16 protein-coding genes are annotated in these 26,005 nt (G+C 68.2%); 8 read left to right on the top strand and 8 right to left on the bottom strand.

Annotated features, from left to right (window positions below):
• Positions 1-2 precede the first annotated feature (2 nt).
• Positions 3-1,025: a transporter gene (locus AC4OR5_RS15525; RefSeq protein WP_003106674.1), complete on the bottom strand. Its 1,023-nt coding sequence runs from the start codon at positions 1,023-1,025 to the stop codon at positions 3-5.
• A gap of 500 nt (positions 1,026-1,525) precedes the next feature.
• Here AC4OR5_RS15525 and AC4OR5_RS15520 point away from each other — a divergent pair, with 500 nt between their 5' ends.
• Genes AC4OR5_RS15520 through AC4OR5_RS15505 form a run of 4 tightly spaced genes read left to right on the top strand, consistent with a single transcriptional unit; the run spans position 1,526 to position 15,023 of the window.
• On the top strand, positions 1,526-10,408 hold the full coding sequence (locus tag AC4OR5_RS15520) for an Ig-like domain-containing protein (RefSeq protein WP_079992438.1): 8,883 nt from the start codon (positions 1,526-1,528) through the stop codon (positions 10,406-10,408).
• Positions 10,408-11,685, top strand: coding sequence for a TolC family protein (locus tag AC4OR5_RS15515; RefSeq protein WP_058156586.1), 1,278 nt, complete (start codon positions 10,408-10,410; stop codon positions 11,683-11,685). Before AC4OR5_RS15520 ends, AC4OR5_RS15515 begins: the two co-directional genes overlap by 1 nt.
• Positions 11,675-13,846, top strand: coding sequence for a type I secretion system permease/ATPase (locus AC4OR5_RS15510; RefSeq protein ID WP_023106617.1), 2,172 nt, complete (start codon positions 11,675-11,677; stop codon positions 13,844-13,846). The genes AC4OR5_RS15515 and AC4OR5_RS15510 overlap by 11 nt, the downstream gene beginning before the upstream one ends.
• On the top strand, positions 13,836-15,023 hold the full coding sequence (locus tag AC4OR5_RS15505; RefSeq protein WP_003110489.1) for a beta-barrel domain-containing protein: 1,188 nt from the start codon (positions 13,836-13,838) through the stop codon (positions 15,021-15,023). Before AC4OR5_RS15510 ends, AC4OR5_RS15505 begins: the two co-directional genes overlap by 11 nt.
• A gap of 109 nt (positions 15,024-15,132) precedes the next feature.
• Here the strand turns inward: AC4OR5_RS15505 and AC4OR5_RS15500 are convergent, their stop codons facing one another.
• From AC4OR5_RS15500 to AC4OR5_RS15485, 4 genes are all read right to left on the bottom strand, one after another.
• Positions 15,133-15,711, bottom strand: a complete 579-nt coding sequence (locus AC4OR5_RS15500; protein ID WP_003110488.1) for an HD domain-containing protein — start codon at positions 15,709-15,711, stop codon at positions 15,133-15,135.
• An 88-nt stretch (positions 15,712-15,799) separates the two neighbouring features.
• The gene (locus AC4OR5_RS15495) at positions 15,800-16,354 is read right to left on the bottom strand and encodes a helix-turn-helix domain-containing protein (protein WP_003088112.1); all 555 of its coding nucleotides are present in this window, start codon (positions 16,352-16,354) and stop codon (positions 15,800-15,802) included.
• Between the two features lie 157 nt (positions 16,355-16,511).
• The gene (locus AC4OR5_RS15490) at positions 16,512-18,707 is read right to left on the bottom strand and encodes a xanthine dehydrogenase family protein molybdopterin-binding subunit (protein ID WP_058160634.1); all 2,196 of its coding nucleotides are present in this window, start codon (positions 18,705-18,707) and stop codon (positions 16,512-16,514) included.
• A gap of 4 nt (positions 18,708-18,711) precedes the next feature.
• The gene (locus tag AC4OR5_RS15485) at positions 18,712-19,173 is read right to left on the bottom strand and encodes a (2Fe-2S)-binding protein (protein WP_003102736.1); all 462 of its coding nucleotides are present in this window, start codon (positions 19,171-19,173) and stop codon (positions 18,712-18,714) included.
• Between the two features lie 330 nt (positions 19,174-19,503).
• On the opposite strand from AC4OR5_RS15485, the gene AC4OR5_RS15480 reads away from it, so the two are divergent.
• Together AC4OR5_RS15480 and ndhC are read left to right on the top strand one after the other, a co-directional pair.
• Positions 19,504-19,827, top strand: coding sequence for a DMT family transporter (locus AC4OR5_RS15480; protein ID WP_003102734.1), 324 nt, complete (start codon positions 19,504-19,506; stop codon positions 19,825-19,827).
• A gap of 12 nt (positions 19,828-19,839) precedes the next feature.
• The gene (ndhC, locus tag AC4OR5_RS15475; protein WP_003088123.1) at positions 19,840-20,238 is read left to right on the top strand and encodes an NADH-quinone oxidoreductase subunit A; all 399 of its coding nucleotides are present in this window, start codon (positions 19,840-19,842) and stop codon (positions 20,236-20,238) included.
• Here the strand turns inward: ndhC and AC4OR5_RS15470 are convergent.
• Positions 20,235-20,786, bottom strand: coding sequence for a helix-turn-helix domain-containing protein (locus AC4OR5_RS15470; RefSeq protein ID WP_003132721.1), 552 nt, complete (start codon positions 20,784-20,786; stop codon positions 20,235-20,237). The genes ndhC and AC4OR5_RS15470 overlap by 4 nt on opposite strands.
• Before the next feature lie 85 nt (positions 20,787-20,871).
• Here AC4OR5_RS15470 and AC4OR5_RS15465 point away from each other — a divergent pair, with 85 nt between their 5' ends.
• Both AC4OR5_RS15465 and AC4OR5_RS15460 read left to right on the top strand, forming a co-directional pair.
• Positions 20,872-21,405 carry a GNAT family N-acetyltransferase gene (locus AC4OR5_RS15465; RefSeq protein WP_003102722.1) on the top strand — a complete coding sequence of 178 codons (534 nt, stop codon included), beginning with the start codon at positions 20,872-20,874 and terminating at the stop codon, positions 21,403-21,405.
• A 68-nt stretch (positions 21,406-21,473) separates the two neighbouring features.
• Positions 21,474-23,837 (top strand): DNA polymerase II, encoded by a 2,364-nt coding sequence (locus AC4OR5_RS15460; protein ID WP_003122806.1) that lies wholly within the window; start codon positions 21,474-21,476, stop codon positions 23,835-23,837.
• A 3-nt stretch (positions 23,838-23,840) separates the two neighbouring features.
• Here AC4OR5_RS15460 and AC4OR5_RS15455 read toward each other — a convergent pair whose 3' ends face one another.
• On the bottom strand, positions 23,841-24,515 hold the full coding sequence (locus AC4OR5_RS15455; protein ID WP_058160633.1) for a hypothetical protein: 675 nt from the start codon (positions 24,513-24,515) through the stop codon (positions 23,841-23,843).
• Entirely contained in the window at positions 24,499-25,908 is a 1,410-nt protein-coding gene (locus AC4OR5_RS15450) for an alpha/beta fold hydrolase (RefSeq protein ID WP_058160630.1), read from the bottom strand. Before AC4OR5_RS15450 ends, AC4OR5_RS15455 begins: the two co-directional genes overlap by 17 nt.
• Positions 25,909-26,005 lie beyond the last annotated feature (97 nt).

Genomic DNA, 26,005 nt, shown 5'->3' with positions numbered 1-26,005 from the left:
GCTCAATAGTCGCCGCGCTTGCGGAAGGCCCAGCGGCCGGCGAGGAAGGTGAAGCTGGCGACCAGCACGAGCATGATCCAGAAGCCTTCAGGATCGTCGGCGAAGGGAATCCCGCCGACGTTCATGCCGAAGAAGCCGGCGACGATGTTGATCGGCAGGGCCAGCACCGTGACCATGGTCAGGGTGAAGAGGATGCGGTTGTTCTGTTCGTTGAGCTTGGCCGCGATCTCTTCCTGCAGCAGCTTGATCCGTTCGCCCAGGGCGGTCAGGTCGCTGATCACCAGGGAGAACTCCTCGGTGGCTTCGCGCAGCTCACGCAGGTCGGCATCCTGTAGCCATTCCGGCGGTCGGTTGAGCAGGCGCAGCAGCGAACCGGGCTCCAGCGCCAGCAGGCGTTGCAGGCGTACCAGCACGCGCCGCATGGCGCCGAGGTCGGCGCGGTTGGCGGAGAGGCGCAGGGCCAGTAGCTGGTCCTCGATGCGGTCCACTGCGACGCTGGTTTCGCGGACGATCTGGGTCAGCACGTCGCCCTGGTCGCGCAACAGGTGGATCAGCAACTGCAGGGGCGAACGGAAAGGTTCGCCGTGCTTCACCGAAGAGCGCAGCTTGTCCACCGAGCGCAGCGGTTGCGCTCGTGCACTGACCAGCAGCCGGCCACGGGCGCAGACCCACAGGGTGGCGACGTCCGAAGAGACCAGGCCGAAGTTGAAGACCACGTCGTTGACCACTGCCAGCAGCGCCGAGTCGACGTGTTCGATGCGCGTCGAGCGCGACCCCTCGCGCAGGCTTTCGAAAAAATAATCCGGCAGTTCCAGATGCTTCTTCATCCAGCGCTCGCAGGCGGCATGGGCGAGGTTCAGGTGCAGCCAGAGGAACTCGTCCGGCGCCTCCTCGCGAGCCTGCCGCAGGCAGGCGAGGGCGGTAGCCGAGTCGATTTCCCGCCCCGCTTCGCCGGGGCGGAAACGGAAACCGTAGATCAGGCCGAACAGGTCGGCGTCCTGGGGCGGGGAGATACCGTGATGCATGGTCGCTCGCGGGAGAGGATCGGTTGGATAACTTGGCATCGTGACGATGACGCTTTGATTGCAGGACGATGAAGGCCGCTTCGCGGGATGCCCGGCGATGCTTTCCGTTGGAACTGTCGGGGTCGTCTTGCCGTCGCCTCGCGCCGACGAACTACGAGGTGCCGGGAAGTGCTATTTCATTTCTCCCGGTTTTTTATGAAATACGCATCGTAGAGTTCTGATATTTGCCCGCTGGGTTATTTAGTCGATTTGCCGTGCCAGGTGATGGGGGTTGTTTATAAAGTATTATAACTTTTTGATTATATATTGTTTATCAATTAGATAGGCGTGTGATGGCTAAATGGCTGCATGTTTTCCAGGGGTTATCTAAATTGAATTTTTCATGGGGGTTTTCTTAGTCGTTATATATAAAGTCAGACTCGCCTTTTATTTAAAAGCTGCTATTTCTGGATTACATGGTGCGGCCGTTCGGTCGCTGCTTGACAAGAGGAATGTCGGAAATGTCGATCCAGGCGAAAGTTACCCCTATCGATCAGAGTATTTCTTCTGCGGCTGCCGTCGAGGTTCCGGAAAACGGGATACTCAAACTCTCCCAGAGCAGTAATATCGCGCTCGATGTCGCACCGGAGTCGGTGGCGGGATACTCGAAGAGCGGTTCGGACCTGATCGTCCAGCTGAAGACCGGGGAAAGCGTCCGGATCGCCAACTTCTATGCGGAAGGCCAGCCTTCCAGCCAACTGTTCCTGGCCGACAAGGACAAGCTGGTGGCGGTAGATCTGCCGCCGGTCGCTGCCGACGGGCCGCTGATGGCCGGCTACATCCCGCAGGAAAGCCTGGCCGGTTTCGAGTCGCTGACCGGCGCCGGTGTGCTCGGTGGCATGAGCGCAGGGACTGCGCTGCTGGTCGGTGCGGCGGCCATCGGCGCCGGGGTGGCGATTTCCAACAGCAGCGGCGGCGGTGGCGGCGGCGGTTCTTCGGTGCCCCCGGACACCACTCCGCCGAAGGCGGCCAGCGGCCTGAAGATAGCGCCTGACGGCAGCAGCATCAGCGGCCAGGCCGAGGCCGGCGCGAGCGTCGGCATCGATACCAATGGCGACGGCAAGCCGGACCTCACCGTGATCGCCGATGCCAACGGCAATTTCACCGCTCCGCTGAACCCGCCGCTGACCAATGGCCAGACGGTCACCGTGGTGGTCACCGACCCGGCTGGCAACGCCAGCCCGCCGGCCCAGGTCACCGCTCCGGACACTACAGCCCCGGCGCCGGCTACCGACGTGCAGGTGGCGCCGGACGGCAGCAGCGTCACCGGCAAGGCCGAACCCGGCTCGACGGTGGGCGTCGATACCGATGGCGACGGCCAGCCGGACACCACCGTGGTGGTCGGCCCCGGCGGCAGCTTCGAGGTTCCGCTGAACCCGCCGCTGACCAATGGCGAGACGGTGACGGTGATCGTTACCGACCCGGCCGGCAACAACAGCACCCCGGTGACCGTCGAGGCGCCGGACACCACCGCCCCGGCGCCGGCCACCGACGTGCAGGTGGCGCCGGACGGCAGCAGCGTCACCGGCAACGCAGAGCCGGGCGCCACCGTCGGTGTCGACACCGATGGCGACGGCCAGCCGGACACCACCGTGGTGGTCGGTCCCGACGGCAACTTCGAGGTCCCGCTGAACCCGCCGCTGACCAATGGCGAGACGGTGACGGTGATCGTTACCGACCCGGCCGGCAACAGCAGCACCCCGGTCACCGCCGAAGCCCCCGACTTCCCCGACGCGCCCCAGGTCAATGCCAGCAACGGCAGCGTCCTCAGTGGTACGGCGGAAGCGGGCGTGACCATCGTGATCACCGACGGCAACGGCAATCCGATCGGCCAGACCAGCGCCGATGCCAACGGCAACTGGAGCTTCACCCCCGGTAGCCAACTGCCGGATGGCACCGTGGTCAATGTGGTGGCCAGGGACGCCGCCGGCAACAGCAGCCCGGCGACCTCCATCACCGTCGACGGCGTGGCGCCGAGCGCGCCGGTGGTCGAGCCGAGCAACGGCAGCGAACTCAGCGGGACTGCCGAACCGGGCAGCAGCGTGACCCTGACCGACGGCAATGGCAATCCGATCGGCCAGACCACCGCCGATGCCAACGGCAACTGGTCTTTCACGCCGTCCACCCCGCTGCCGGACGGTACCGTGGTCAACGTGGTGGCCAGGGATGCCGCCGGCAACAGCAGTCCGCCGGCCAGCGTTACCGTGGATGCCGTCGCGCCGGCCACGCCCACCGTCGATCCGAGCAACGGTACGACCCTCAGCGGCACCGCCGAGCCGGGCAGTAGCGTGACCCTGACCGACGGCAACGGTAACCCGATAGGGCAGGTCACCGCCGACGGCAGCGGCAACTGGACCTTCACCCCGAGCACGCCGTTGCCCAACGGCACGGTGGTCAACGCCACGGCTACCGACCCGTCCGGCAACGCCAGCTCGCCGGCCAGCGTCACCGTGGACGCCGTGGCACCGGCCACGCCAGTGGTCAACCCGAGCAACGGCAGCACGCTCAGCGGTACCGCCGAGCCGGGCGCCACCGTGACCCTGACCGACGGCAACGGCAACCCGATCGGGCAGGTCACCGCCGACGGCAGCGGCAACTGGAGCTTCACTCCGACCACGCCGTTGCCCAACGGCACCGTGGTCAACGCCACGGCCACCGACGCCTCCGGCAACACCAGTCCGGGCAGCAGTGTCACCGTGGACTCGGTAGCCCCGGCCACGCCAGTGGTCAACCCCAGCAACGGCACCACGCTCAGCGGTACCGCCGAGCCGGGCGCCACCGTGACCCTGACCGATGGCAGCGGCAACCCGATCGGGCAGGTCACCGCCGACGGCAGCGGCAACTGGAGCTTCACCCCCTCCACGCCGCTGGCGGATGGAACCGTGGTCAACGCCACGGCCACCGATCCGGCGGGCAACACAAGCGGCCAGGGCAGCACCACCGTCGATGGCGTGGCGCCGGCCACGCCCACCGTCGATCCGAGCAACGGTACGACCCTCAGCGGCACCGCCGAGCCGGGCAGTAGCGTGACCCTGACCGACGGCAACGGTAACCCGATAGGGCAGGTCACCGCCGACGGCAGCGGCAACTGGACCTTCACCCCGAGCACGCCGTTGCCCAACGGTACGGTGGTCAACGCCACGGCTACCGACCCGTCCGGCAACGCCAGCTCGCCGGCCAGCGTCACCGTGGATGCCGTGGCGCCAGCCACGCCAGTGGTCAACCCGAGCAACGGCAGCACGCTCAGTGGTACCGCCGAGCCAGGCGCTACCGTGACCCTGACCGACGGCAACGGCAACCCGATAGGGCAGGTCACCGCCGACGGCAGCGGCAACTGGAGCTTCACTCCGACCACGCCGTTGCCCAACGGCACCGTGGTCAACGCCACGGCCACCGACGCCTCCGGCAATACCAGTCCGGGCAGCAGTGTCACCGTGGACTCGGTAGCCCCGGCCACGCCAGTGGTCAACCCCAGCAACGGCACCACGCTCAGCGGCACCGCCGAGCCGGGCAGCAGCGTGACTCTGACCGATGGCAACGGCAACCCGATCGGGCAGGTCACCGCCGACGGCAGCGGCAACTGGAGCTTCACCCCGTCCACGCCGCTGGCGGATGGAACCGTGGTCAACGCCACGGCCACCGACCCGGCGGGCAACACCAGCGGCCAGGGCAGCACCACCGTCGATGGCGTGGCGCCGGCCACGCCGACCGTCAACCTGAGCAACGGCAGCAGCCTCAGCGGCACTGCGGAACCGGGCAGCACGGTGATCCTCACCGACGGCAACGGCAATCCGATCGCCGAGGTCACCGCCGACGGCAGCGGCAACTGGACCTACACCCCGTCCACGCCGATCGCCAACGGCACTGTAGTCAACGTGGTGGCCCAGGACGCCGCCGGCAATAGCAGCCCGGGCGCCAGCGTCACCGTGGACTCGCAGGCCCCGGCGGCGCCGGTGCTCAACCCGAGCAACGGCACCACGCTCAGCGGCACCGCCGAGCCAGGCGCTACCGTGACCCTGACCGACGGCAACGGCAACCCGATAGGGCAGGTCACCGCCGACGGCAGCGGCAACTGGAGCTTCACGCCGGGCACGCCGCTGGCCAACGGCACCGTGGTCAACGCCACGGCCAGCGACCCGACCGGCAATACCAGCGCTCCGGCCAGCACCACCGTGGACTCGGTGGCGCCGGCCGCGCCGGTGGTCAATCCGAGCAACGGCGCGGAGATCAGCGGCACCGCCGAACCGGGCGCCACGGTGACCCTGACCGATGGCAGCGGCAATCCGATCGGGCAGGTCACCGCCGACGGCAGCGGCAACTGGAGCTTCACCCCGTCCACGCCGCTGGCGGATGGAACCGTGGTCAACGCCACCGCTACCGACCCGGCCGGCAATACCGGCGGCCAGGGCAGCACTACCGTGGACGCCATCGCGCCGGCCACGCCGACCGTCAACCTGAGCAATGGCAGCAGCCTCAGCGGCACTGCGGAACCGGGCAGCACGGTGATTCTCACCGACGGCAACGGCAATCCGATCGCCGAGGTCACCGCCGACGGCAGCGGCAACTGGACCTACACCCCGTCCACGCCGATCGCCAACGGTACTGTGGTCAACGTGGTGGCCCAGGACGCCGCCGGTAACAGCAGCCCGCCGGCGACGGTGACCGTCGATTCCAGCGCGCCGCCGGCGCCGGTGATCAACCCGAGCAACGGCGTCGTCATCAGCGGCACCGCCGAGGCCGGTGCCACCGTGACCCTCACCGATGCCGGCGGCAACCCGATAGGGCAGGTCACCGCCGACGGCAGCGGCAACTGGAGCTTCACGCCGGGCACGCCGCTGGCCAACGGCACGGTGATCGTCGCCACGGCCACCGACCCGACCGGCAATACCGGCCCGCAGGCCGCCACCACGGTGGACGCGGTGGCGCCGCCGGCGCCGGTGATCGATCCGAGCAACGGCACGACCATCAGCGGCACCGCGGAGGCCGGGGCCAAGGTGATCCTCACCGACGGCAACGGCAACCCGATCGGCGAAACCACCGCCGACGGCAGCGGCAACTGGACTTTCACGCCCGCCACGCCGCTGGCCAACGGCACGGTGGTCAACGCCGTGGCCCAGGACCCTGCGGGCAATACCGGCCCGCAGGGCAGCACTACCGTGGACGCGGTGGCGCCGAACACGCCTGTGGTCAATCCGAGCAACGGCAACCTGCTCAACGGTACCGCCGAGCCGGGCAGCACCGTGACCTTGACCGACGGCAACGGCAACCCGATCGGCCAGACCACCGCCGATGGCAGCGGCAACTGGAGCTTCACGCCCGGCTCGCAACTGCCCAACGGCACCGTGGTCAACGTGACCGCGAGCGACGCCGCCGGCAATACCAGCCTTCCCGCTACCACGACGGTGGATTCCTCGCTGCCGTCGATCCCGCAGGTGGATCCGAGCAACGGTTCGGTGATCAGCGGCACCGCGGACGCCGGCAACACCATCATCATCACCGATGGCAACGGCAACCCGATTGGCCAGGTCACCGCCGACGGCAGCGGCAACTGGTCCTTCACTCCAGGCATCCCGCTGCCGGATGGCACGGTGGTCAACGTGGTGGCGCGCAGCCCAAGCAATGTCGACAGTGCGCCGGCGGTGATCACGGTGGATGGCGTGGCCCCGGCGGCGCCGGTGATCGATCCGAGCAACGGCACCGAGATAAGCGGTACCGCGGAAGCTGGCGCGACGGTGATCCTCACCGATGGCGGCGGCAACCCGATCGGCCAGGCCACCGCCGACGGCAGCGGCAACTGGACGTTCACCCCGGGCACCCCGCTGGCCAACGGCACCGTGATCAACGCGGTGGCCCAGGACCCGGCCGGCAACACCAGCGGTCCGGCCAGCGTCACCGTCGATGCCATCGCCCCGCCGGCGCCGGTGATTGATCCGAGCAACGGAGTCGTCATCAGCGGTACGGCGGAAGCCGGGGCCACGGTGATCCTCACCGACGGCAACGGCAACCCGATCGGCCAGGTCACCGCCGACGGCAGCGGCAACTGGGCCTTCACGCCCGCTACGCCGTTGGCCAATGGCACGGTGATCAATGCGCTGGCCCAGGACGCCGCCGGCAACAACAGCAGTCCCACCAGCGCCACCGTCGACTCGCTGGCGCCAGCAGCCCCGGTGATCGATCCGAGCAACGGTAGCGTGATCGCCGGTACCGCCGAGGCTGGTGCCACGGTGATCCTCACCGACGGCAACGGCAACCCGATCGGCCAGGTCACCGCCGATGGCAGCGGCAACTGGAGCTTCACGCCCGGCACGCCGCTGTCCAATGGCACGGTTGTCAATGCGGTGGCCCAGGACGCTGCCGGCAACACCAGCGGCCCGGCCAGCACCACGGTGGACTCGGTGGCGCCGGCCGCGCCGGTGATCGACCCGAGCAACGGCAGCGTGATCGCCGGTACCGCGGAAGCCGGTGCGACGGTGATCCTCACCGATGGCGGCGGCAACCCGATCGGCCAGGCCACCGCCGACGGCAGCGGCAACTGGACGTTCACCCCGGGCACGCCACTGGCCAACGGCACGGTGATCAACGCCGTGGCCCAGGACCCGGCCGGCAACACCAGCGGTCCGGCCAGCACCACGGTGGACGCGGTGGCCCCGGCCACCCCGGTGGTCAACCCGAGCAACGGCAGCGTGATAGCCGGTACCGCGGAAGCCGGCGCCACGGTGATCCTCACCGACGGCGGCGGCAACCCGATCGGCCAGGCCACTGCCGATGGCAGCGGCAACTGGAGCTTCACCCCGGGCACACCGCTGGCCAACGGCTCGGTGGTCAATGCGGTGGCCCAGGACGCCGCCGGCAACACCAGCGGCCCGGCCAGCACCACGGTGGACTCGGTAGCCCCGGCCACCCCGGTGCTCGATCCGAGCAACGGTACGGTGATCAGCGGTACCGCCGAAGCCGGGGCCACGGTGATCCTCACCGACGGCGGCGGCAACCCGATAGGGCAGGCCACCGCCGATGGCAGCGGCAACTGGAGCTTCACTCCGGGCACACCGCTGACCAACGGCACGGTGATCAATGCGGTGGCCCAGGACGCCGCCGGCAACACCAGCGGTCCGGTCAGCACCACGGTGGACGCGGTGGCCCCGGCCACCCCGGTGATCGACCCGAGCAATGGTGTCGAACTCAGCGGCACCGCCGAACCCGGCGTCCGGGTGATCCTCACCGATGGCAATGGCAACCCGATCGGCCAGACCCTCGCCGACGGTAGCGGCAACTGGACCTTCACACCGAGCACGCCGCTGGCCAACGGCACGGTGGTCAACGCCGTGGCCCAGGACCCGGCCGGCAATACCAGCGGCCCGGCCAGCACCACGGTGGATACGGTGGCGCCGGCCACGCCGGTGATCAATGCCAGCAACGGCAGCGTGATCACCGGCACCGCCGAGGTCGGCGCCAAGGTGATCCTCACCGATGGCAACGGCAACCCGATCGGCGAGACCACCGCCGACGGCAGTGGCAACTGGACCTTCACCCCCGGCACGCCGCTGGCCAACGGTACGGTGATCAACGCCGTCGCCGAGGACGCCGCGGGCAACGCCAGCGGTCCGGCCAGCACCACGGTGGACTCGGTGGCGCCGTCCGCTCCGCTGCTGAGCATCAGCGCCGACGGCGCGCTGCTGACCGGCACCGCCGAGCCGAACAGCCAGGTGCGCATCGTGGTCAACGGCGACACCGCGAACCCGATCACGGTCACCGTCGACGGCGCCGGCAACTTCAGCCTGCCGTTCGCGCCGCCGCTGATCACCGGCGAGCTGATCGCCGGGGTCGCCGTGGACGCCGCCGGCAACGTCAGCGGACCAGCCACCATCAACGCCCCGGACCTGGCGCCGCCGACCATCAGCGTGCCGGAAGCCGCCGATACCTGGATCAATGCCGCGGAGATCGGCGACGGTATCCAGGTCGATGTGACGGTCCGTCCGACCATGCAGGTCGGCCAGGTGGTCACGGTCAAGTTCGCCGGGCAGAACGGCTACGAGGCCGAGGTCAGCCATACCCTCACCGCCGGCGACATCGCCGCCGGCAACCTGACCCTGACCCTGACGCCTCCCGGCGGCATGGGCCCGTTCCCGGAGGGCGCCTCGACCGTCACCGCCGACATCAACGGCGGCACCGCGTCGACCCCGGTGCCGTTCACCATCGACACCATTCCGCCGGCGACCCCGGTGCTGTCCCTGGTCGGCAACATCCTGACCATCTCGGCGGAGCCAGGGACCGAGTTGACGGTGACCGTCGACGTCGGCGGGGTGACCGCCACCGCCACGGTGACCGCCGACAACAGCGGGCTGGCGTCGCTGAACCTGCTCACCGACCTGGACATCGACTTCAGTTGGGACCAGTTGCTCAATGCCCAGGTGTCGGTGGTCGGACGCGACCCGGCCGGCAACCCGAGCAACACGGCGAGCATCGGCGTCGGCACCAGCATCGAGCAACCGGTGACCATCGGCAACTTCGGCCTCGACGTCAGCCTCAACCCGCTGAACCCGCGTTTCGGTTTCAGCGGAACCACCGAGCCTGACTCCAGCGTGGTGATCCGGGTCATCACCCCGGCGTTGAACGTCGAATTGCTGCCGATCCAGGCGGATTCGTCCGGAAACTTCTCGCTGAACCTGCTGAGCCCGACCATCCTCACCCAGTTGGGGCTGAACATCACCGACATCCTCAACCTCGGCTCGCAGATCTCGTTCAACCTGGTGTCCACCGACTCCAATGGCAACGACAGCGCCGCCTACGGGATCACCCTGACCCCCAACGGACTGTCGCTCAATATCGGCCAGATCGATGTCAACGGTACTTCCGGCGACGACGTGCTGTCCGGCGCCAACGGCAGTTCGGAGCACATCAACGGCGGCGACGGCAGCGACCTGATCTTCAACGTGGGCACCGGCGATCACGTGGTGGCCGGCAACGGCAACGACACCATCCAGATCACCGCGACCGATTTCGTCAGCATCGATGGCGGCGCCGGGTTCGACACCCTGGTCCTGGCCAACGGCATCGACCTCGACTACAACGCCGTCGGCGTCGGCACGCTCAGCAACCTCGAGCGCATCGACCTCGGCAAGGGCGATTCGGGTAGCGTGCTGACCCTGACCGCGGCGGAGGTGGATGCCATCACCGATGCCAACAACACGTTGCAGATCACCGGCGAGAACAACGACACCCTGAACGTGGTGGGTGCGGTGAATACCGGTACCACGCAACTGATCAACGGCATTACCTACGACGTCTACACCTTCGGCAGTACCACCCTGCTGATCGAGGACAACACGGTACAGGTCGTGGTCTGATGCGCGGGCGCAGGCAGTACGCGCGCAAGGGACGGCGGCATGGGAAGGGAGCCATCTGGCTCCTTTCCCTGGGCCTGCCGATGTTCGCGTCGGCCATGCCCCTCGACCAGGCGGTCAGGGCAGGGCTGGCGATCCACCCGGAAGTACGATCCGCGATGGCCGAAGCGGACCGCGCAGGCACCGAGGTGGAGATGGCCAAAGGGGGGTACTACCCCTCCGTGACGATGTCCGGAGGGCCGCAGGAGTTCGACTTCGGCGAGATCGTCTACGATCTCACCGCGTCGCAGATGCTGTACGACTGGGGTCGGGTGACGAGCAAGGTCGACAGCGCCAGCGCGACCCAGCGCAAGCTGTCCGAGGCGGTGCTGGTGGCGCGCGACGATGCGGCGCTGGATATCGTCGAGACCTACCTCGACGTGCTTGCCTCGGAGCGCCGGGTGGAGGCGGTGCGCGAACACATCCAGCGCCTCGACGGCATCCGCGAGATGACCCAGGCGCGTGGCGGCGACGGCTACGCCGACCGCAGCGAGCTGGATCGCGCCAATCTGGAACTGTCGCGGGCCCAGGAGCAGTTGTCGCTGGAGAAGGGCAACCTGCAGGACGCGCGCAACCAGTACGCGATCCTGGTCGGCCAGGAGCCCGTCGACCTGGTGGAGCCCGAGCCGATGTCGCTGCAACGCTACCTGGCGGCCAGCGATATGGCGCGGGTGATCCGCGAATCGCCTTTGCAGCGCAAGGCCCTGGAGGACGCCAATGTCGCCGAGGCCGAGGTCCGCGAGGCCAAGGCGTCGCTGCTGCCGCAACTGAACCTGGAGGCCAGCGCGCTGCGCCGGGAGATCGGCGGGCATCCGGAAAGCGACTCGGTGGTATCCCTGCGCTTCCGCATGGACACCTTCCAGGGGCTTTCCAACTTCCGCCGGCCGACCGCCGCGCAGCAGCGCCTGGAATCGGCGAAATGGAGCGCCGACGCGATGCAGCGCGACATCCGCCGGCAACTGCAGAACCTCTTCGACAACGGCGACACGCTGCGCTGGCGGGAACAGTCGCTGACCCAGCAGGTGACCGAGTCGGAGCAGGTCGGCGAGTTGTATCGCGAACAGTTCGAGGTTGGTCGGCGCGACGTGATCGACCTGCTCAACGTGCAGCGCGAGCGGTTCGAGGCAGAGCGGCAACTGATCAACCTGCGGATCGAACGCAAGCGCATCGAGTATCGGGCGGCCGCGCAAGTCGGCCTGTTGGGTCCGCTATTGGAGAACCGGCTGAATCATGGAAGCTGAGAAAACCCCGGATAACGTCGTGATCCTCAACCACGACCCCATCGTCGACCCGTTGCGCCAGGGCCTGCTGCTGCTCTGCCGGCAGCTCGGCCGGCCACTCGGCGACGCCGAGCTGGTGGACGGTATGCCGCTGGAGCACGGTCGCCTGCCGTTGCACCTGGTGGCCCGCGCGTTGCGCCGCGCCGACATCACCGCCCAGGTCACCCGCCAGCCGTTGCGCCGGATCGACCGCTACCTGCTGCCGGCCCTGCTGCTGCTCGACGACGGCCGCGCCCTGGTGCTGGTGGGCAACGACGGCGAGCACGCCGAGGTGCTGGTGCCGCAGAGCGACGGCGGAAGCCAGAGGATGCCGCTGGCCGAGCTGGAAGCGCTGTACAGCGGCACGGCGATCTTCGCCAAGTGTCGCTACCGCCCGGATGGGCGGGTCGGCGACTACGCCAGCGCCTTGCCCGAACACTGGTTCTTCGGCCCGCTCAAGCGGCTCTGGCGTTCCTACGCCGAGGTCACCGCCGCGGCGCTGGTGGCCAACGTCCTGGCGGTCGCCTCGGCACTGTTCGCCATGCAGGTCTACGACCGTGTGGTGCCCAACGCGGCGTTCGACACCCTGTGGATCCTCGCCAGCGGCGTGGCCCTGGCGATCGTCCTCGACGGGGTCCTGCGGATCATGCGCGGCCACCTGCTCAACGTGCTCGGCAAGCGCCTCGACCTGCAACTCTCGACCCTGCTGTTCTCCCGCGTGCTGAGCACCCGGGTCGCCGCCAAGCCGGCGTCGATGGGCGCCTTCAGTACCCAGGTGCGGGAGTTCGAGTCGGTGCGCGAGTTCTTTACCTCGTCCAGCGCGGCGCTGATCAGCGACCTGCCGTTCGTGGCGATCTTCCTGCTGATCATCGCCGTGATCGGCGGCCATGTGGTCTGGGTGCCGCTGGTGGCCTGCGTGCTGATGATCCTGCCGGGGCTGCTGACCCAGCGCCTGCTCGGCCACCTGTCGCGGCAGAACCTGCGCGAAGGGGCGATGAAGAACGGCGTGCTGCTGGAAGCCTTCGAGCACCTGGAGACGGTCAAGGCGACCCGCGCCGAAGGCCGCTGCCTGCACCAGTGGGAAACCCTGACCGGCGAACTGGCCAGCACGGCGATGAAGACCCATACCCTGGCCTCGACCCTGAGCTACTCGGCGAGCATCGTCCAGCAGCTCTGCTACGTCGGCGTGGTGGTCTTCGGCGTCTATCGGATCAGCGAGGGCGCGATGACCGTCGGCGGCCTGGTGGCCTGCTCGATCCTCGCCTCGCGGGCCATCGCACCGCTGTCGCAGGCGGCCGGCATCCTCGGTCGCTGGCAGCACACCAAGGTGGCGATGGAAGGCCTCGACCAACTGATGAGCGCCGAGCAGGAGCGCCCCCAGGGCAAGCGCTTCGTGCACAAGGAGCGCCTGCAGGGACATTACCGCCTGGAGGGCGTGCGCCTGGCCCACGGCGACAGCCCGCCGGTGGTCGACGTGCAGGCCCTGAACATCCGCGCCGGCGAGCGGGTGGCGCTGCTCGGCGGCAACGGCGCCGGCAAGTCGACCCTGCTGCGCCTGCTCAGCGGCCTGCTCGACGCGCAGGCGGGACGCCTGCTGCTGGACGACGTCAGCCTGACCCAGATCGACCCGGCCGACCGCCAGCGCGGTATCGGCTACCTGCCGCAGGACGTGGCGCTGTTCCATGGCAGCCTGCGCGACAACCTCAACCTGGAGAACGCCGCGCTGGGCGACGAGGAACTGCTGGAGACCCTCGACGGGGTCGGCCTGGGCGCCTTCGTCCGCGGCCACCCGCTGGGGCTGGACATGCCGATCCAGGGCAACGCCAGCCTGTCCGGCGGCCAGCGCCAGGCCGTCGGGCTGGCCCGGGTGCTGCTACAGGACCCTCCGATCCTGCTGCTCGACGAGCCGACCGCGGCCTTCGACCAGGGCAGCGAGAAACAGGTCATCGACTACCTGCAGCAATGGTTGGGCAAGCGCACCCTGGTCATCACCACCCACAAGAAAAGCATGCTCGCCCTGGTCGAGCGCGCGGTGGTCCTGCGCCAGGGCAGGGTGATCATGGACGGCCCGCTGGAGCAGGTGGTGCAGGGCAACCAGGTACAGGCACCGCAGGCCGCCGAAGGAGGCAACCATGGACTCTGACCGCGACGCCGCCGCCCTGCGCCGGCAGCTGGCCGACCCGTTGCTGGCGGCTACCCACCCGGTCTACCGGCCGCTGCTCTGGACCCTGCTCGGTTGCGTGCTGCTGTTCATCGGCTGGGCGGCCTGGGCGCAACTGGACGAGGTGACCCGCGGCGACGGTCGGGTCGTGCCGTTCAGCCGCATCCAGAAGATCCAGAGCCTGGAGGGCGGCATCCTCGACCGCCTGCTGGTGAAGGAGGGCGACCTGGTGGAAGTCGGCCAGCCGCTGGTGCGCCTCGACGAGACGCGCTTCCTCACCAACTTCCAGGAGTCGGCGAACCAGGCCAGCGTGCTGCGCGCGGCCATTGCCCGGCTCGACGCCGAGGTGCTCGGCAGGAAGAGCATCGAGTTCCCGCCGGACGTCGATCCCGAGGGGCCGCTGGCGCGTTCCGAACGCGAGCTGTTCAAGTCGCGCCGCGACAAACTGGTGGAGGGCACCCAGGCGATCCAGCGGCAGATCCACCTGGCGCAGAGCCAGCTCGACCTGGTTCGCCCGCTGGTGGCCAAGCGTGCGGTGAGCCAGATGGAGGCGCTCAAGCTGAGCCAGGACATCGCCACCCTCAGCGGCAAGCTGACGGAGCTGAAAAGCACCTATTTCCAGGATGCCTATACCGAGCGCGCCCAGCGCAAGGCCGATCTCAGCGCCCTGGAACCGATCGTCCAGCAGCGCCAGGACCAGTTGCGCCGCACCGAGATCCTGTCGCCGGTGCGCGGGCGGGTGAACACCGTGCTGATCAACACCCGCGGCGGGGTGATCCAGCCCGGCGAGCCGATCATGGAAGTGATCCCGGTAGAGGAGCGTCTGCTGGTGGAGGCGAAGATCAAGCCGCGCGACGTGGCCTTCCTGGTTCCCGGCATGCCGGCCAAGGTGAAGATCACCGCCTACGACTACACCATCTACGGCGACCTCAAGGGCACCCTGGAGCAGATCAGCGCCGACACCATCGAGGAGGAGACCCCGCATGGCAAGGAGTCCTACTACCAGGTGCTGATCAAGACCGATGGCAGCCAGCTGAAGCGCGGCGAGGAGGTATTGCCGATCATTCCGGGGATGGTTGCCGAGGTGGACATCCTCAGCGGCAAGCGCAGCGTGCTCAACTACCTGCTGCGGCCGCTGATCAAGGCGCGCCTTTACTGAGGCGTGCAGGACAGGCCCCGGTCGGTGGGAAACGTGCCAGCCGCTTCCCTGTAACCGTGGCGAGCTACGTAGGCGGTGGCGCTGGTAACGCTGCCCGGGCGGGCGCACGCTAGGCGTCGCGCCGAGCTGCGAGGCGCTGTCGGGTCCTGGCGTCGAGTAACTCGCGCAGGGTCTTGAACAGCGGTGCGCGGTCGGTATAGCGACGGCCGTAGTCGAGGTTGAAGGCATAGTCGAAGTCCGCCGGATTGTCGCCCTGGGTGTGCTGGAGCAGGGTTTCCAGCTTGTCCAGCGCTTTCACTGCCAGGGCTTCGGCGGTCTCGCCGCGCTCGTATTCGTCCCACAGGGCGAGCAGGCGATCGCGCAGCGGCGTGTCCAGATGACGGGTCAGCTGCAACAGGTCGGCGCGTTCCTGTTCGCCCTTGTCCGGGTGCGCCGCTTGCTCGACGGCGGGGATGTCGCCGTGGATCGCTTCGCCGAGGTCGTGGACCACGCACATGCGCAGAACCTTGCCGAGGTCCAGGCCGGCCAGTTGGTCCTCGAAGGCCAGTGCCATCAGGCACAGCCGCCAGCTATGTTCGGCGGTGCTTTCCGGGCGGCCGGAGGAGGTGTGCGCGGAGCGCAGGACGTCTTTCAGGCGTTCGGCTTCGCGGAGGAATTCGAGGCGGTTGCTCAGCAGTTCGAGGGACATGGCGCGGGCTCCGCTACCGGTGAAACGAGCCTGCAAGCCTAGGCGCGGCGGTGCTGAAGGTCCATGGATAAAATATCCGTGGCGACGTTCAGAGGGTTTCCACCAGGCGCACCGCGCGTCCGTCCGAGAGGGTCATGCGGGTCCAGCGGCAACGGCTGCGCCGGATCGGCACGATGGCCGAGGCGTTCGCTCCGCTGGCGAACTCCAGCGCCGGCGGTGCCAGCAGTTCGCGCCAGCCGAGTTCCTCGAGGGTGGCTTCCTGGCGGAGGATTTCCTCGCTGCAATAGGGCCACAGCGAACGGTCGAGCAGTTCGCCGAGAGGCACGCCGAATTGCGCGGCGCGTGCCGGCGAACAGGCCAACAGGCGATGGGTGAGGTCGCAGATCAGGTGCACGGGTTGCGGGTTGGCCTCGACCAGGCGGGCCAGTGCCTGGTCGGCGGCGGCTTCCAGGCGGGCGCCGAGCAGACGCTCCAGGCGTGCCCGTTCCTCCACCAGCAGCGCCTGGGTACCGGACTCCCAGCGCGAGATGGTCGATTGCGCCACGCCGAGCAATTCGGCGGCATGCGTTTGCTTGACCCGATGCAGCAGGCGCCAGCGACGCAGGGCGGGGCCCAGGGACGAAGAAGGGAGAGGCTCGGTCATACTTGGCTACGCGGGCGAATGGACGCTGAAGTCTGCGCCCGACGCCGGGCGGAGGCAAATCGGCGCGACACCGGGGGGACCCGTATGGTCGGCGGCGATCCTCGGAGGGCCGCCCGCGCCGCGCCGGCAGCCGTGGAGCTGCCGGCGTGCGTCTCGCTCAGGCCTTGGCGAAGGAGGTGGGGAAGGGCAGGTTGTACAGGCGTTGCCCGGTGGCGGCGAAGATCGCATTGGCCAGCGCCGGGCCGATGGGCGCCACACCGGGTTCGCCGACCCCGGTGGGCGCTTCGCCGGAGGGCACGATGTGCACTTCGACCTTGGGCATCTCGGCGATCCGCAGCACCTGGTAGCCGTCGAAGTTGTTCTGCTCGACCTTGCCGTCCTTCAGGGTGATCGCGCTGTGCAGGATCGCGCCGAGGCCGAAGCCGATGCCGCCCTCCATCTGCGCGGCGATCACGTCCGGGTTGATCGGGATGCCGCAGTCCACCGCGCAGACCACCCGCTCGACCTTCAGCTTGCCGTCCTTGTCCACCGAGACCTCGACCACCTGGGCGACGAAGGTCTTGAATGCCTCGGTCACCGCGATCCCGCGCCCACGTCCGGCGGGCAGCGGCCTGGACGGGTCCCAGCCGGCCTTTTCCGCGGCCAGTTCGAGCACGCCGCGCAGGCGCGGCTGCTCTGCCAGCAGGTCGCGGCGGAACAGGTAGGGGTCCTTGCCGGCGGCCTGCGCGGCCTCGTCGATGAACGCTTCCACCGCGTAGACCGTGTGCGAGCTGCCGACCACCCGCCACCACAGGACCGGTACACCGACCTGGGTGGTGCTCAGCTCGACCGAGACATTGGGCACCGCATAGGGCAGGTTGGCGGCGCCTTCCACCGAGGTGGCGTCGACGCCGTCCTTGACCATCACCGCGGCGAACGGCGTGCCTTCCAGGATCGACTGGCCGACGATGCGATGCTGCCAGCCGACCAGCTTGCCGTCGGCGTCGAGCCCGGCTTCGAGCCGGTGGTAGTACATCGGCCGATAGAAGCCGCCGTGGATGTCGTCCTCGCGGGTCCATTGCAACTTCACCGGCACACCGTTGGCGCCCAGCGCCTTGGCGATCGATACCGCCTCGACGATATAGTCCGACCAGGCGTTGGCGCGCCGGCCGAAGCTGCCGCCGGCGTAGAGCGTATTGATCTTCACCTGCTCCGGCTTCAGCCCGGCGGTACGCGCCGCATTGCCCTGGTCGACGGTCTGGAATTGGTCGCCGGCCCAGATCTCGCAGCTGTCGGCGGTCAGCCTGACCACTGCGTCCAGCGGCTCCATCGGCGCATGGGCGAGGAACGGGAACTCGTAGCTGGCGGCGATCCTGCGGGTCGCCCCGGCCACCGCCTTGGCGGCGTCGCCGTCCCTGCGCGCGGGCTTGCCGGGTTGCTCGGCGAGCTTGCGGTACTCCGCCATCAGCGCCTCGGAACCACGCTTCTCGGCCTTGCTCTCGTCCCACTCGACCTTGAGCGCGTCGCGGCCTTGCTTCGCCGCCCAGAAGCCCTTGGCGACCACCGCCACGCCGTGCGGCACCTGGACGACCTCGACCACCCCCGGAATCGTCCTGGTCGCCGTGGCGTCGAACGATTTCACCGTAGCGCCGAACAGCGGCGGGCGCTGGAGCAGGGCGACCAGCATGCCGGGCAGGCTGACGTCGAGGGTGAATTGCGCACTGCCGTCGGTCTTGCCGGGAACGTCGACGCGCGGCGCCTGGTGACCGATCAGGCGGAAGTCCTTGGGATCCTTCAATTGCACTTTTTCCGGCACCGGCAGTTCCGCCGCCGCAGCGGCCAGCGAACCGTAGCTGGCCTTGCGCTGGCTGGCCGGATGTTCGACGAAGCCGTCGCGGGTACGCAGTTCGGCGGCTGGTACCTGCCACTGGCGGGCGGCGGCCTCGACCAGCATCGCGCGCGCCTTGGCCCCGGCCTCGCGCAATTGCATCCAGGAGTTGGCCATCGCCGAACTGCCGCCGGTGCCCTGCATGGTACCGAAGGCCAGGTTGGCGTAGCGCTTGGCGTCGGCGGGCGCGCTTTCCACGCGGACCTTGCTCCAGTCCGCGTCGAGTTCCTCGGCGACGATGGTGGCGATACCGGTATAGGCGCCCTGGCCCATCTCCACGTGCTTGGCGATCACCGTGACACTGTCGTCCGGGGCGATCCGCAGGAAGGCGTTGGGCGCGAAGCCGGCGTCCGGCAGGGCCGCGGCGAGGGCGCGCCGGGCTCCGCTCCACTGGAAGCCGATGGTCAGGCCGACCACCGCGGCGCCTTTGAGGAAGCCGCGGCGCGAGCCGGGCAGGGCGTTGCTCAGATCGATCTTGCTGTTCATGGCGTCAGGCCTTCAGGGTGTCGGCGGCTTCGTGGATGGCGGCGCGGATCCGCACATAGGCGGCGCAGCGGCAGATGTTGCCGTTCATCGCGGCATCGATGTCGGCGTCGCTGGGGCTGGCGTTCTGCTCCAGCAGCGCGGTGGCGGACATGATCTGGCCGGACTGGCAGTAGCCGCACTGCGGTACCTGGAGCTTGACCCAGGCGTCCTGCACGGCCTTGCCGGGCTTGCTCTGGATACCCTCGATGGTGGTGACGCGCTTGCCGGCGACCGCGGAGACCGGCAGCACGCAGGAACGTACCGCGGTGCCGTCCAGCTGCACGGTGCAGGCGCCGCACTGGGCCATGCCGCAGCCGAACTTGGTGCCGTGCAGGCCGGCGCTTTCCCGGATGGCCCAGAGCAGGGGCATGTTGGGATCGACGTCGAGGGTGACGTTCTTGCCGTTCAGGACGAGCGAGGTGGGCATGCTGATTCTCCACGGAAAGGCCCGGGCAGGGCGTTATCTCTTATCAGGCAGGGATGCATCGGGCGAAGTGTGCGCGAAGGACGAAACGGACGCCTTGCACGATCCTGCGAAAGTCTAGATCAATCCTGCCGAGCGTCCCGGCGGGCGCGGCGCGGAAACGCGGCGAAACAACTCCGTCGGCGCAGGCGTTCACCCGGCATCGGCAACGCGCTAGGATCGCTGCCGTCGGTGACTGACGCCCGCCCGGGCGGCACGCACTTTCAGCCGGAAGCGGGACGACCCGTTTTCCCTCTTTCATTGCGCGGGGACGACCCTGCAGAGAGGCTGAAAATGGCGTGGATCTATCTCTTGCTCGCCGGTGTCTTCGAAATCGTCTGGGCCACGGCCATGAAGGAGTCGGCCGGCTTCACCCGCCTGTGGCCAAGCCTGGTCACCCTGCTGTTCATGATCCTCAGCTTCGGCCTGCTGGCCGTTTCCATGAAAACCCTGCCCCTCGGCACGGCCTACACCATCTGGGTCGGCATCGGTGCGGTCGGCGCCTTCGCCCTGGGCATCCTGCTCTTCGGCGAAAGCCCGAGCCCGTTGCGGCTGCTGGCGGTGGGGCTGATCGTGGCCGGCATCGTCATTCTCAAGCTGGCGACCCGCCAGGGCTGAGGGGTGACCATCATGTACGCATCCTTCGCTCCCGCGACCTGGGCCTTGCTCGCCTACCTCTTCGGCGCGCTCGCCCTTTGCCTGCTCATGCTGGGGTTGGGCCGGGTTCTGGGCGGCCGGTCGCATGGCCGGGCGAAGAACCTGCCGTTCGAGTCGGGGGTTGATTCCACCGGCTCGTCGCGCTTGCGCTTCTCGGTCAAGTACGCGTTGGTCGCCATGCTGTTCGTGATCTTCGGCATCGAGATGCCGTTCCTCTACCTCTGGGCGGTGTCGCTGCGGGAGAATGGCTGGGCGGGTTTCGTCGAGGCGACGCTGTTCGTCTCCCTGCTGCTGGTCGGACTGTTCTACCTGCACCGGGTCGGCGCCCTCGACTGGTCGCCGGAGCGCCGGCGGAAAAAGCCGCACGACTAGTCGTGGAGGATCACCAGCAGGTAGCGGCAGGCTTGCCCGGCGGTGGCGAAGGTCACCGCGCGGTCGACGCCGAAGTCCAGGCGGTCGCCGCGTTGGAGGTGGAACGACTGCTCGCCGTAATCCACCCGCAGCGCACCCTCGACCAGCCACAGGCGCTGCCGGTAGGGCCGGCCGCCCCAGCGGGGATAGTCGAGGCGGGCGTTCGCCGGGATCTCCACTTCCACCATCTCGCAGCCGCTGCGCGGATCGCGAGCGCCGACCTGGCGGCGGCGGTAGCCGCTGGCCGGGTCTTCCCACACTTCCTGCTGCGCGCGCCGGCAGAGCGGTTCGGCCGGCGCCTGCGTGTCGCCGAGCAGCTCGGAGAGGGCGACCCCCAGGCCGCTGGCGAGACGGCCGAGGACGCTGGCGGTGGGGCTGCTTTGGTTGCGCTCGATGCGCGAGATCATCGCCTTGCTCACCGCGCAGCGTTCGGCCAGCTGGGCGAGCGTCAGCTCGCGCTCCTTGCGCAGGGCGGCTAGGCGTCGGGCAATCAGTTCGTCGATATCCATGAGTGGCCCTGGCGGATTTTTCTCGTCCATGATAGTCACTGTCCAATATATTAGAAATTCGATCTTGCATTGGAGCTTGCCCGCGATGACCGAACCGACGATTCGCCGCCTGGCTGGCGAGGAGATCCTGGCGCGCCTGGACGAACTGGCCGAGGTACTGCTGGACTGCGTGGAAGGCGGGGCTTCGGTCAGCTTCATGTGGCCGTTGCCGCGGGAGCGGGCGCTGGCCTTCTGGCGCGGCGTCGGCGAGAGCGTGGCGGGCGACGAACGCCTGCTGCTGGTGGCGGAAGCGGAGGGGCGGATCGTCGGTACCGTGCAACTGCTCCTCGACCAACCGCCGAACCAGCCGCACCGCGCCGACGTGGCGAAGATGCTGGTGCACCGGCGTGCGCGTCGGCGCGGCATCGGCGAGGCGCTGATGGGCGAGCTGGACCGGCTCGCCCGGGCCTGCGGCAAGTCCCTGCTGGTGCTGGACACGGTCAGCGGCAGCGCCGCCGAACGGCTGTACCTGAAGACCGGCTGGACACGGGTCGGGGAAATTCCGGACTACGCCCTGATGCCGGACGGCACGCCCTGTCCCACCACCTATTTCTACAAGCGCCTGGCTGCTGCCGGCTGACCGAAGATGCCAGCGTTCCCAAGGCAGGCCGGGTAGAATCGGCGGATGCGAGAGATTCGGGGTCGATGGTGGAGTTACTGCAAGGGTTCGTCCTGACCCGGCACTGGCGCGATACGCCGGCCGGCACGGAAGTCGCGTTCTGGCTGGCGACCGAGCAGGGCCCGCGGCAGGTGCGGCTGCCGCCGCAGCCGTCGGTGGCGTTCGTCCTCGCCGAGCAGCGCGGGCGCGTCGAGTCCCTGCTCGCCGGGGAGACTGGCGCCGAGCTGCGGCCGCTGGCGCTGCGCGACTTCCAGCAGCGGCCGGTGCTCGGCCTGTACTGCCAGCAGCATCGCCAGCTGATGAATCTGGAGAAACGCTTGCGCCAGGCCGGCGTCGAGGTGTTCGAGGCCGATATCCGGCCGCCGGAGCGCTACCTGATGGAGCGCTTCATCACCGCGCCCGTCAGCCTGGAGGCGAGTGTCGAGGCCGACGGCAGCCTGCTCGCCCGGCGCCTGAAGCCGGCTCCGGACTATCGCCCGCGCCTGCGCCTGGTGTCGCTGGACATCGAGACCAACGCCCGCGGCGATCTCTACTCCATCGCCCTGGAAGGCTGCGGCCAGCGCCAGGTATACATGCTCGGCCCGGCCAACGGCGATGCCGCGGCCGTGGATTTCCGCCTCGACTATTGCGACAGCCGTGCCGGGCTGCTTGAACGTCTCAACCAGTGGCTGGCCGAGCACGATCCCGACGCCATCATCGGCTGGAACCTGGTGCAGTTCGACCTGCGCGTCCTGCATGAGCATGCCCAGCGCCTGAAGGTGCCGCTGCGCCTGGGGCGTGGCGGCGACGAAATGGGCTGGCGCGAGCACGGTAGCCGCAACAACCACTTTTTCGCCGCGGCGGCCGGCCGCCTGATCATCGATGGCATCGAGGCGCTGCGCTCGGCGACCTGGAGTTTCCCCTCGTTCAGCCTGGAGAACGTCGCCCGGACCCTGCTCGGCGAAGGCAAGGCGATCGACAATCCGTACCAGCGGATGGACGAGATCGATCGCATGTTCGCCGAGGACAAGCCGGCCCTGGCGCATTACAACCTGAAGGACTGCGAACTGGTGACGCGGATCTTCGCCCGTACCGAACTGCTCGACTTCCTCCTCGAACGGGCCACCGTCACCGGCCTGCCGGCGGACCGCAGCGGCGGCTCGGTGGCGGCCTTCACCCACCTGTACATGCCGTTGATGCACCGCGCCGGCTTCGTCGCCCCGAACCTCGGCGAGAAGCGTCCGGAAGCCAGTCCCGGCGGCTTCGTCATGGACTCGCGGCCGGGCCTCTACGAATCGGTGCTGGTGCTCGACTACAAGAGCCTGTATCCGTCGATCATCCGTACCTTCCTGATCGACCCGGTCGGCCTGGTGGAAGGCCTGCGCCAGCCGGACGACGAGCACTCGGTGGAAGGCTTTCGCGGCGCCCGCTTCTCGCGTACCCGGCATTGCCTGCCGGCCATCGTCGCACGGGTCTGGGAGGGCCGCGAGGCGGCCAAGCGCGAACGCAACCAGCCGCTCTCGCAGGCGTTGAAGATCATCATGAACGCCTTCTACGGGGTGCTGGGTTCCAGCGGCTGCCGCTTCTTCGACCCGCGCCTGGCCTCGTCCATCACCCTGCGCGGGCATCGGATCATGCGCCGTACCCGCGAGTTGATCGAGGCCGAGGGCTATACGGTGATCTATGGCGATACCGACTCCACCTTCGTCTGGCTCGGCAGCCCCCGCGCCGAGGAGGAGGCCGCGGCCATCGGCCGGGCGCTGGTGGCGCGGGTCAACGACTGGTGGCGCGAGCACCTGAAAGAAGAATTCGGCCTCGACAGCGCCCTCGAGCTGCAATTCGAGACCCATTACCGGCGTTTTCTCATGCCCACCGTGCGCGGCGCCGAGGAGGGCAGCAAGAAACGCTACGCCGGCCTGGTGCGCCGCGCCGACGGTGGCGAGGAGATGGTCTTCAAGGGCCTGGAGACCGTGCGCACCGACTGGTCGCCGCTGGCCCAGCGCTTCCAGCAGGAACTCTACCTGCGCATCTTCAATCGCCAGCCCTACCAGGACTACGTGCGCGATTACGTACGACGGACCCTGGCCGGCGAGCTGGACGACCTGCTGGTCTACCGCAAGCGCCTGCGCCGGCGCCTCGACGATTACCAGCGCAACGTGCCGCCGCATGTGCGCGCGGCGCGCATCGCCGACGACTACAACCTCGAGCGCGGGCGCCCGCGGCAGTACCAGAGCGGCGGCTGGATCAGCTACGTGATCAGCGTCGCCGGTCCCGAGCCGCTCGAGGCGCGGCGTTCGGCCATCGACTACGAGCACTACGTGGGCAAGCAGTTGCAGCCGGTGGCCGACGCCATCCTGCCGTTCGTCGGCGATGATTTCGCCACCCTGGTCGACCGGCAGATGGCGCTGTTCTGAGGCTCATTGGCGGATGAGCCGCTGGTCCAGTTGGCGCAGCCGTTCCCGGTCGAGGTTGCGCGGCAGGACGAGAGTGTCCGAGCCGTTGGTCAACGGCGATTCCACGGGCCTGTTGAGTGGGATGACGATACGCTCGGCGTCGTAACGGATTTCCTTGGCGTCGGTCAGGCCCTGCTTCTGTAGTTGATGGATGGCTTCGAGGCGGGCGTCGGCGTCGGCGTCGGCTGCGCTGGGCGCCGATTGCATGACCTTCAGGTAGATGTCCAGTGCCTCCCGGCCATTGAACGGACCTTGCCCCAGGTGCTTCACGAATACCCGGTAGACGCCTCCCACCGCGCGGCACAGGCGGCTGTTGCCGTTCTGTGCGGCGATGTCGGCCTGCAGCCTGGCGTCGCACTGCTGCTTGCTCATGTTGCGGGCTTCGGACTTTTCGCTTTGCGCGCAGTAGGCGCTGCCGTAGAGGTCGCCGTCCTTGTCGCAGCGGCCGTAGCAGATATCGTGCAGGCGGCAGGCCTCGCTGAGCGAGCAGCCCGCGACGTCGTCCGGAACCAGATACTGGGTGAAGCCGGAGCCGCAATAGGTGGCCTTGTCTTCGGCGGCGCTGGCGGCGGGCGCCATCCGCGGGGCGAGCAGAACGACGGCGAAGCCGATCAGGAGCAGGCTAGAGAGGGTGTTCATAGAGGACGTCCTGTTCGCTGCGGGTGCCGGGTTCCGAGAGTTGCCGTTGCAGCCGCCGGTGCATGGCCGTGGCTTTGAGGTAGTGGAAGTCGAAGCACTTGCCGAACGAGAAGTTCTTCCGCACCGGGTCGTGGCACTCCCGGTAGTAGGAGGCGCCAGCCGTACGTTCGTAGATGGCCTTGCTGACGGCGGTGGCCATGAAGGCGATCACCTGGTCGTTGAAGATATCGTTGTGGTCGGCGATGAAGGACTGCGAGGTGTAGATGAAGTTGACCGGCTCGTTGCTGTAGCAGGGCATGCGCGGCAGCGCCGGATCGGCGTTGCCGCCGTCCGCGCTGCAGAAGCTCCTGAAGCGCCATTTGCCGATATCGGTGTCGTCGATCACCCGTGGTTCGGGCGGTCTTGGCGCGCAGTTGTCGCTGCCATCCGGCAGCGGGCACTCGCGGTCGATCAGCAGGGCGGTCCGATACAGGCTGTAGTTGCCGAGGGCGGTGGTATCCAGGTCTTCTTCCCGGAGGCGATAGCGGGTTCCGTTGTAGGTCCTGTCCAGGTCCACCTGGCTCCAGGTGAGGTTGACGCCGACCCATTGGCCGAGCGGGAAGGCGAAGTGGGTGGCGCTGTCGCCGTGCGAACTGATGACGTACAGCAGCGGCGGCGGCTGGGTTCCCAGGGCGCCGACCTTGAGGCTGTTCTCCTTGAGCAGCAGGCCCTGATTGGCCTCTATCGCCGGATTCAGCATGATTACCGCGTCGCCGAAGGCGCGTATCCGCTGACCGTCCTGGAGAGCCAGCAGGCGTTCGAGCAACGGGTCGTGAAGTGCGCCGAGGGTGATTGCGCCGCCGAAGCTGTGGCCGACGATCACCAGATAGTTCCTGTCCTTGCGATCGATCCGTTCCAACTGGGCGAGCAACTCGGCGACGCCACCCCGGCCGACTTCCTCGGCGACGGCCTTCCTGTCCCAGTAGGTCAGGTTCTCGCTATACAGGCCATGCATCGACTTGCCCCGCCAGCCAACATAGAGGCCGACCAGCCTGCGTTTGCCCAGCACCCCGGAGGAGGCGAGATTGGCGAGTGCCTTGTTGAAGCTGGCGACGTTGCCGTCGTCCCGTCCCGCGTTGTGCTTCCAACCGTGAATGAACACCACCATGGCGATGTCCTCCCGGGCGGAGTAGCGCTTTAGCTGGTCGATCAGGCGTTGCGTTCTGGCAGGCGCGAAGTCGTTGCCGCGCTCGCTGTATTCGACGAAGCCGATCTCGTAGTTCGGATGGCGTTCGTAGTAGCTGTCGCTGCAAGGCCGCATGTCGGCGCAGGTCGATTCGCTGTCATCGCGCAGCGGGGCGTTGGCGGCGCAGCCTGCCAGCAGGCAGGCTGCGAGAAGGGCGAGTATTTTCATGACGATTCCCGCATGGAGATTCTTTTCCGGCGTGCCAGAACTCGACCGGTCGCTACCCGTTACGCAGGCCGGTCGGTACGCTCTGGCGCTGTCGGTG

The organism is Pseudomonas sp. YA1 (assembly GCF_058680555.1).
The sequence above is the reverse complement of the archived record's forward strand: the minus strand, read 5'-3'. Positions and strand labels throughout refer to the sequence as shown.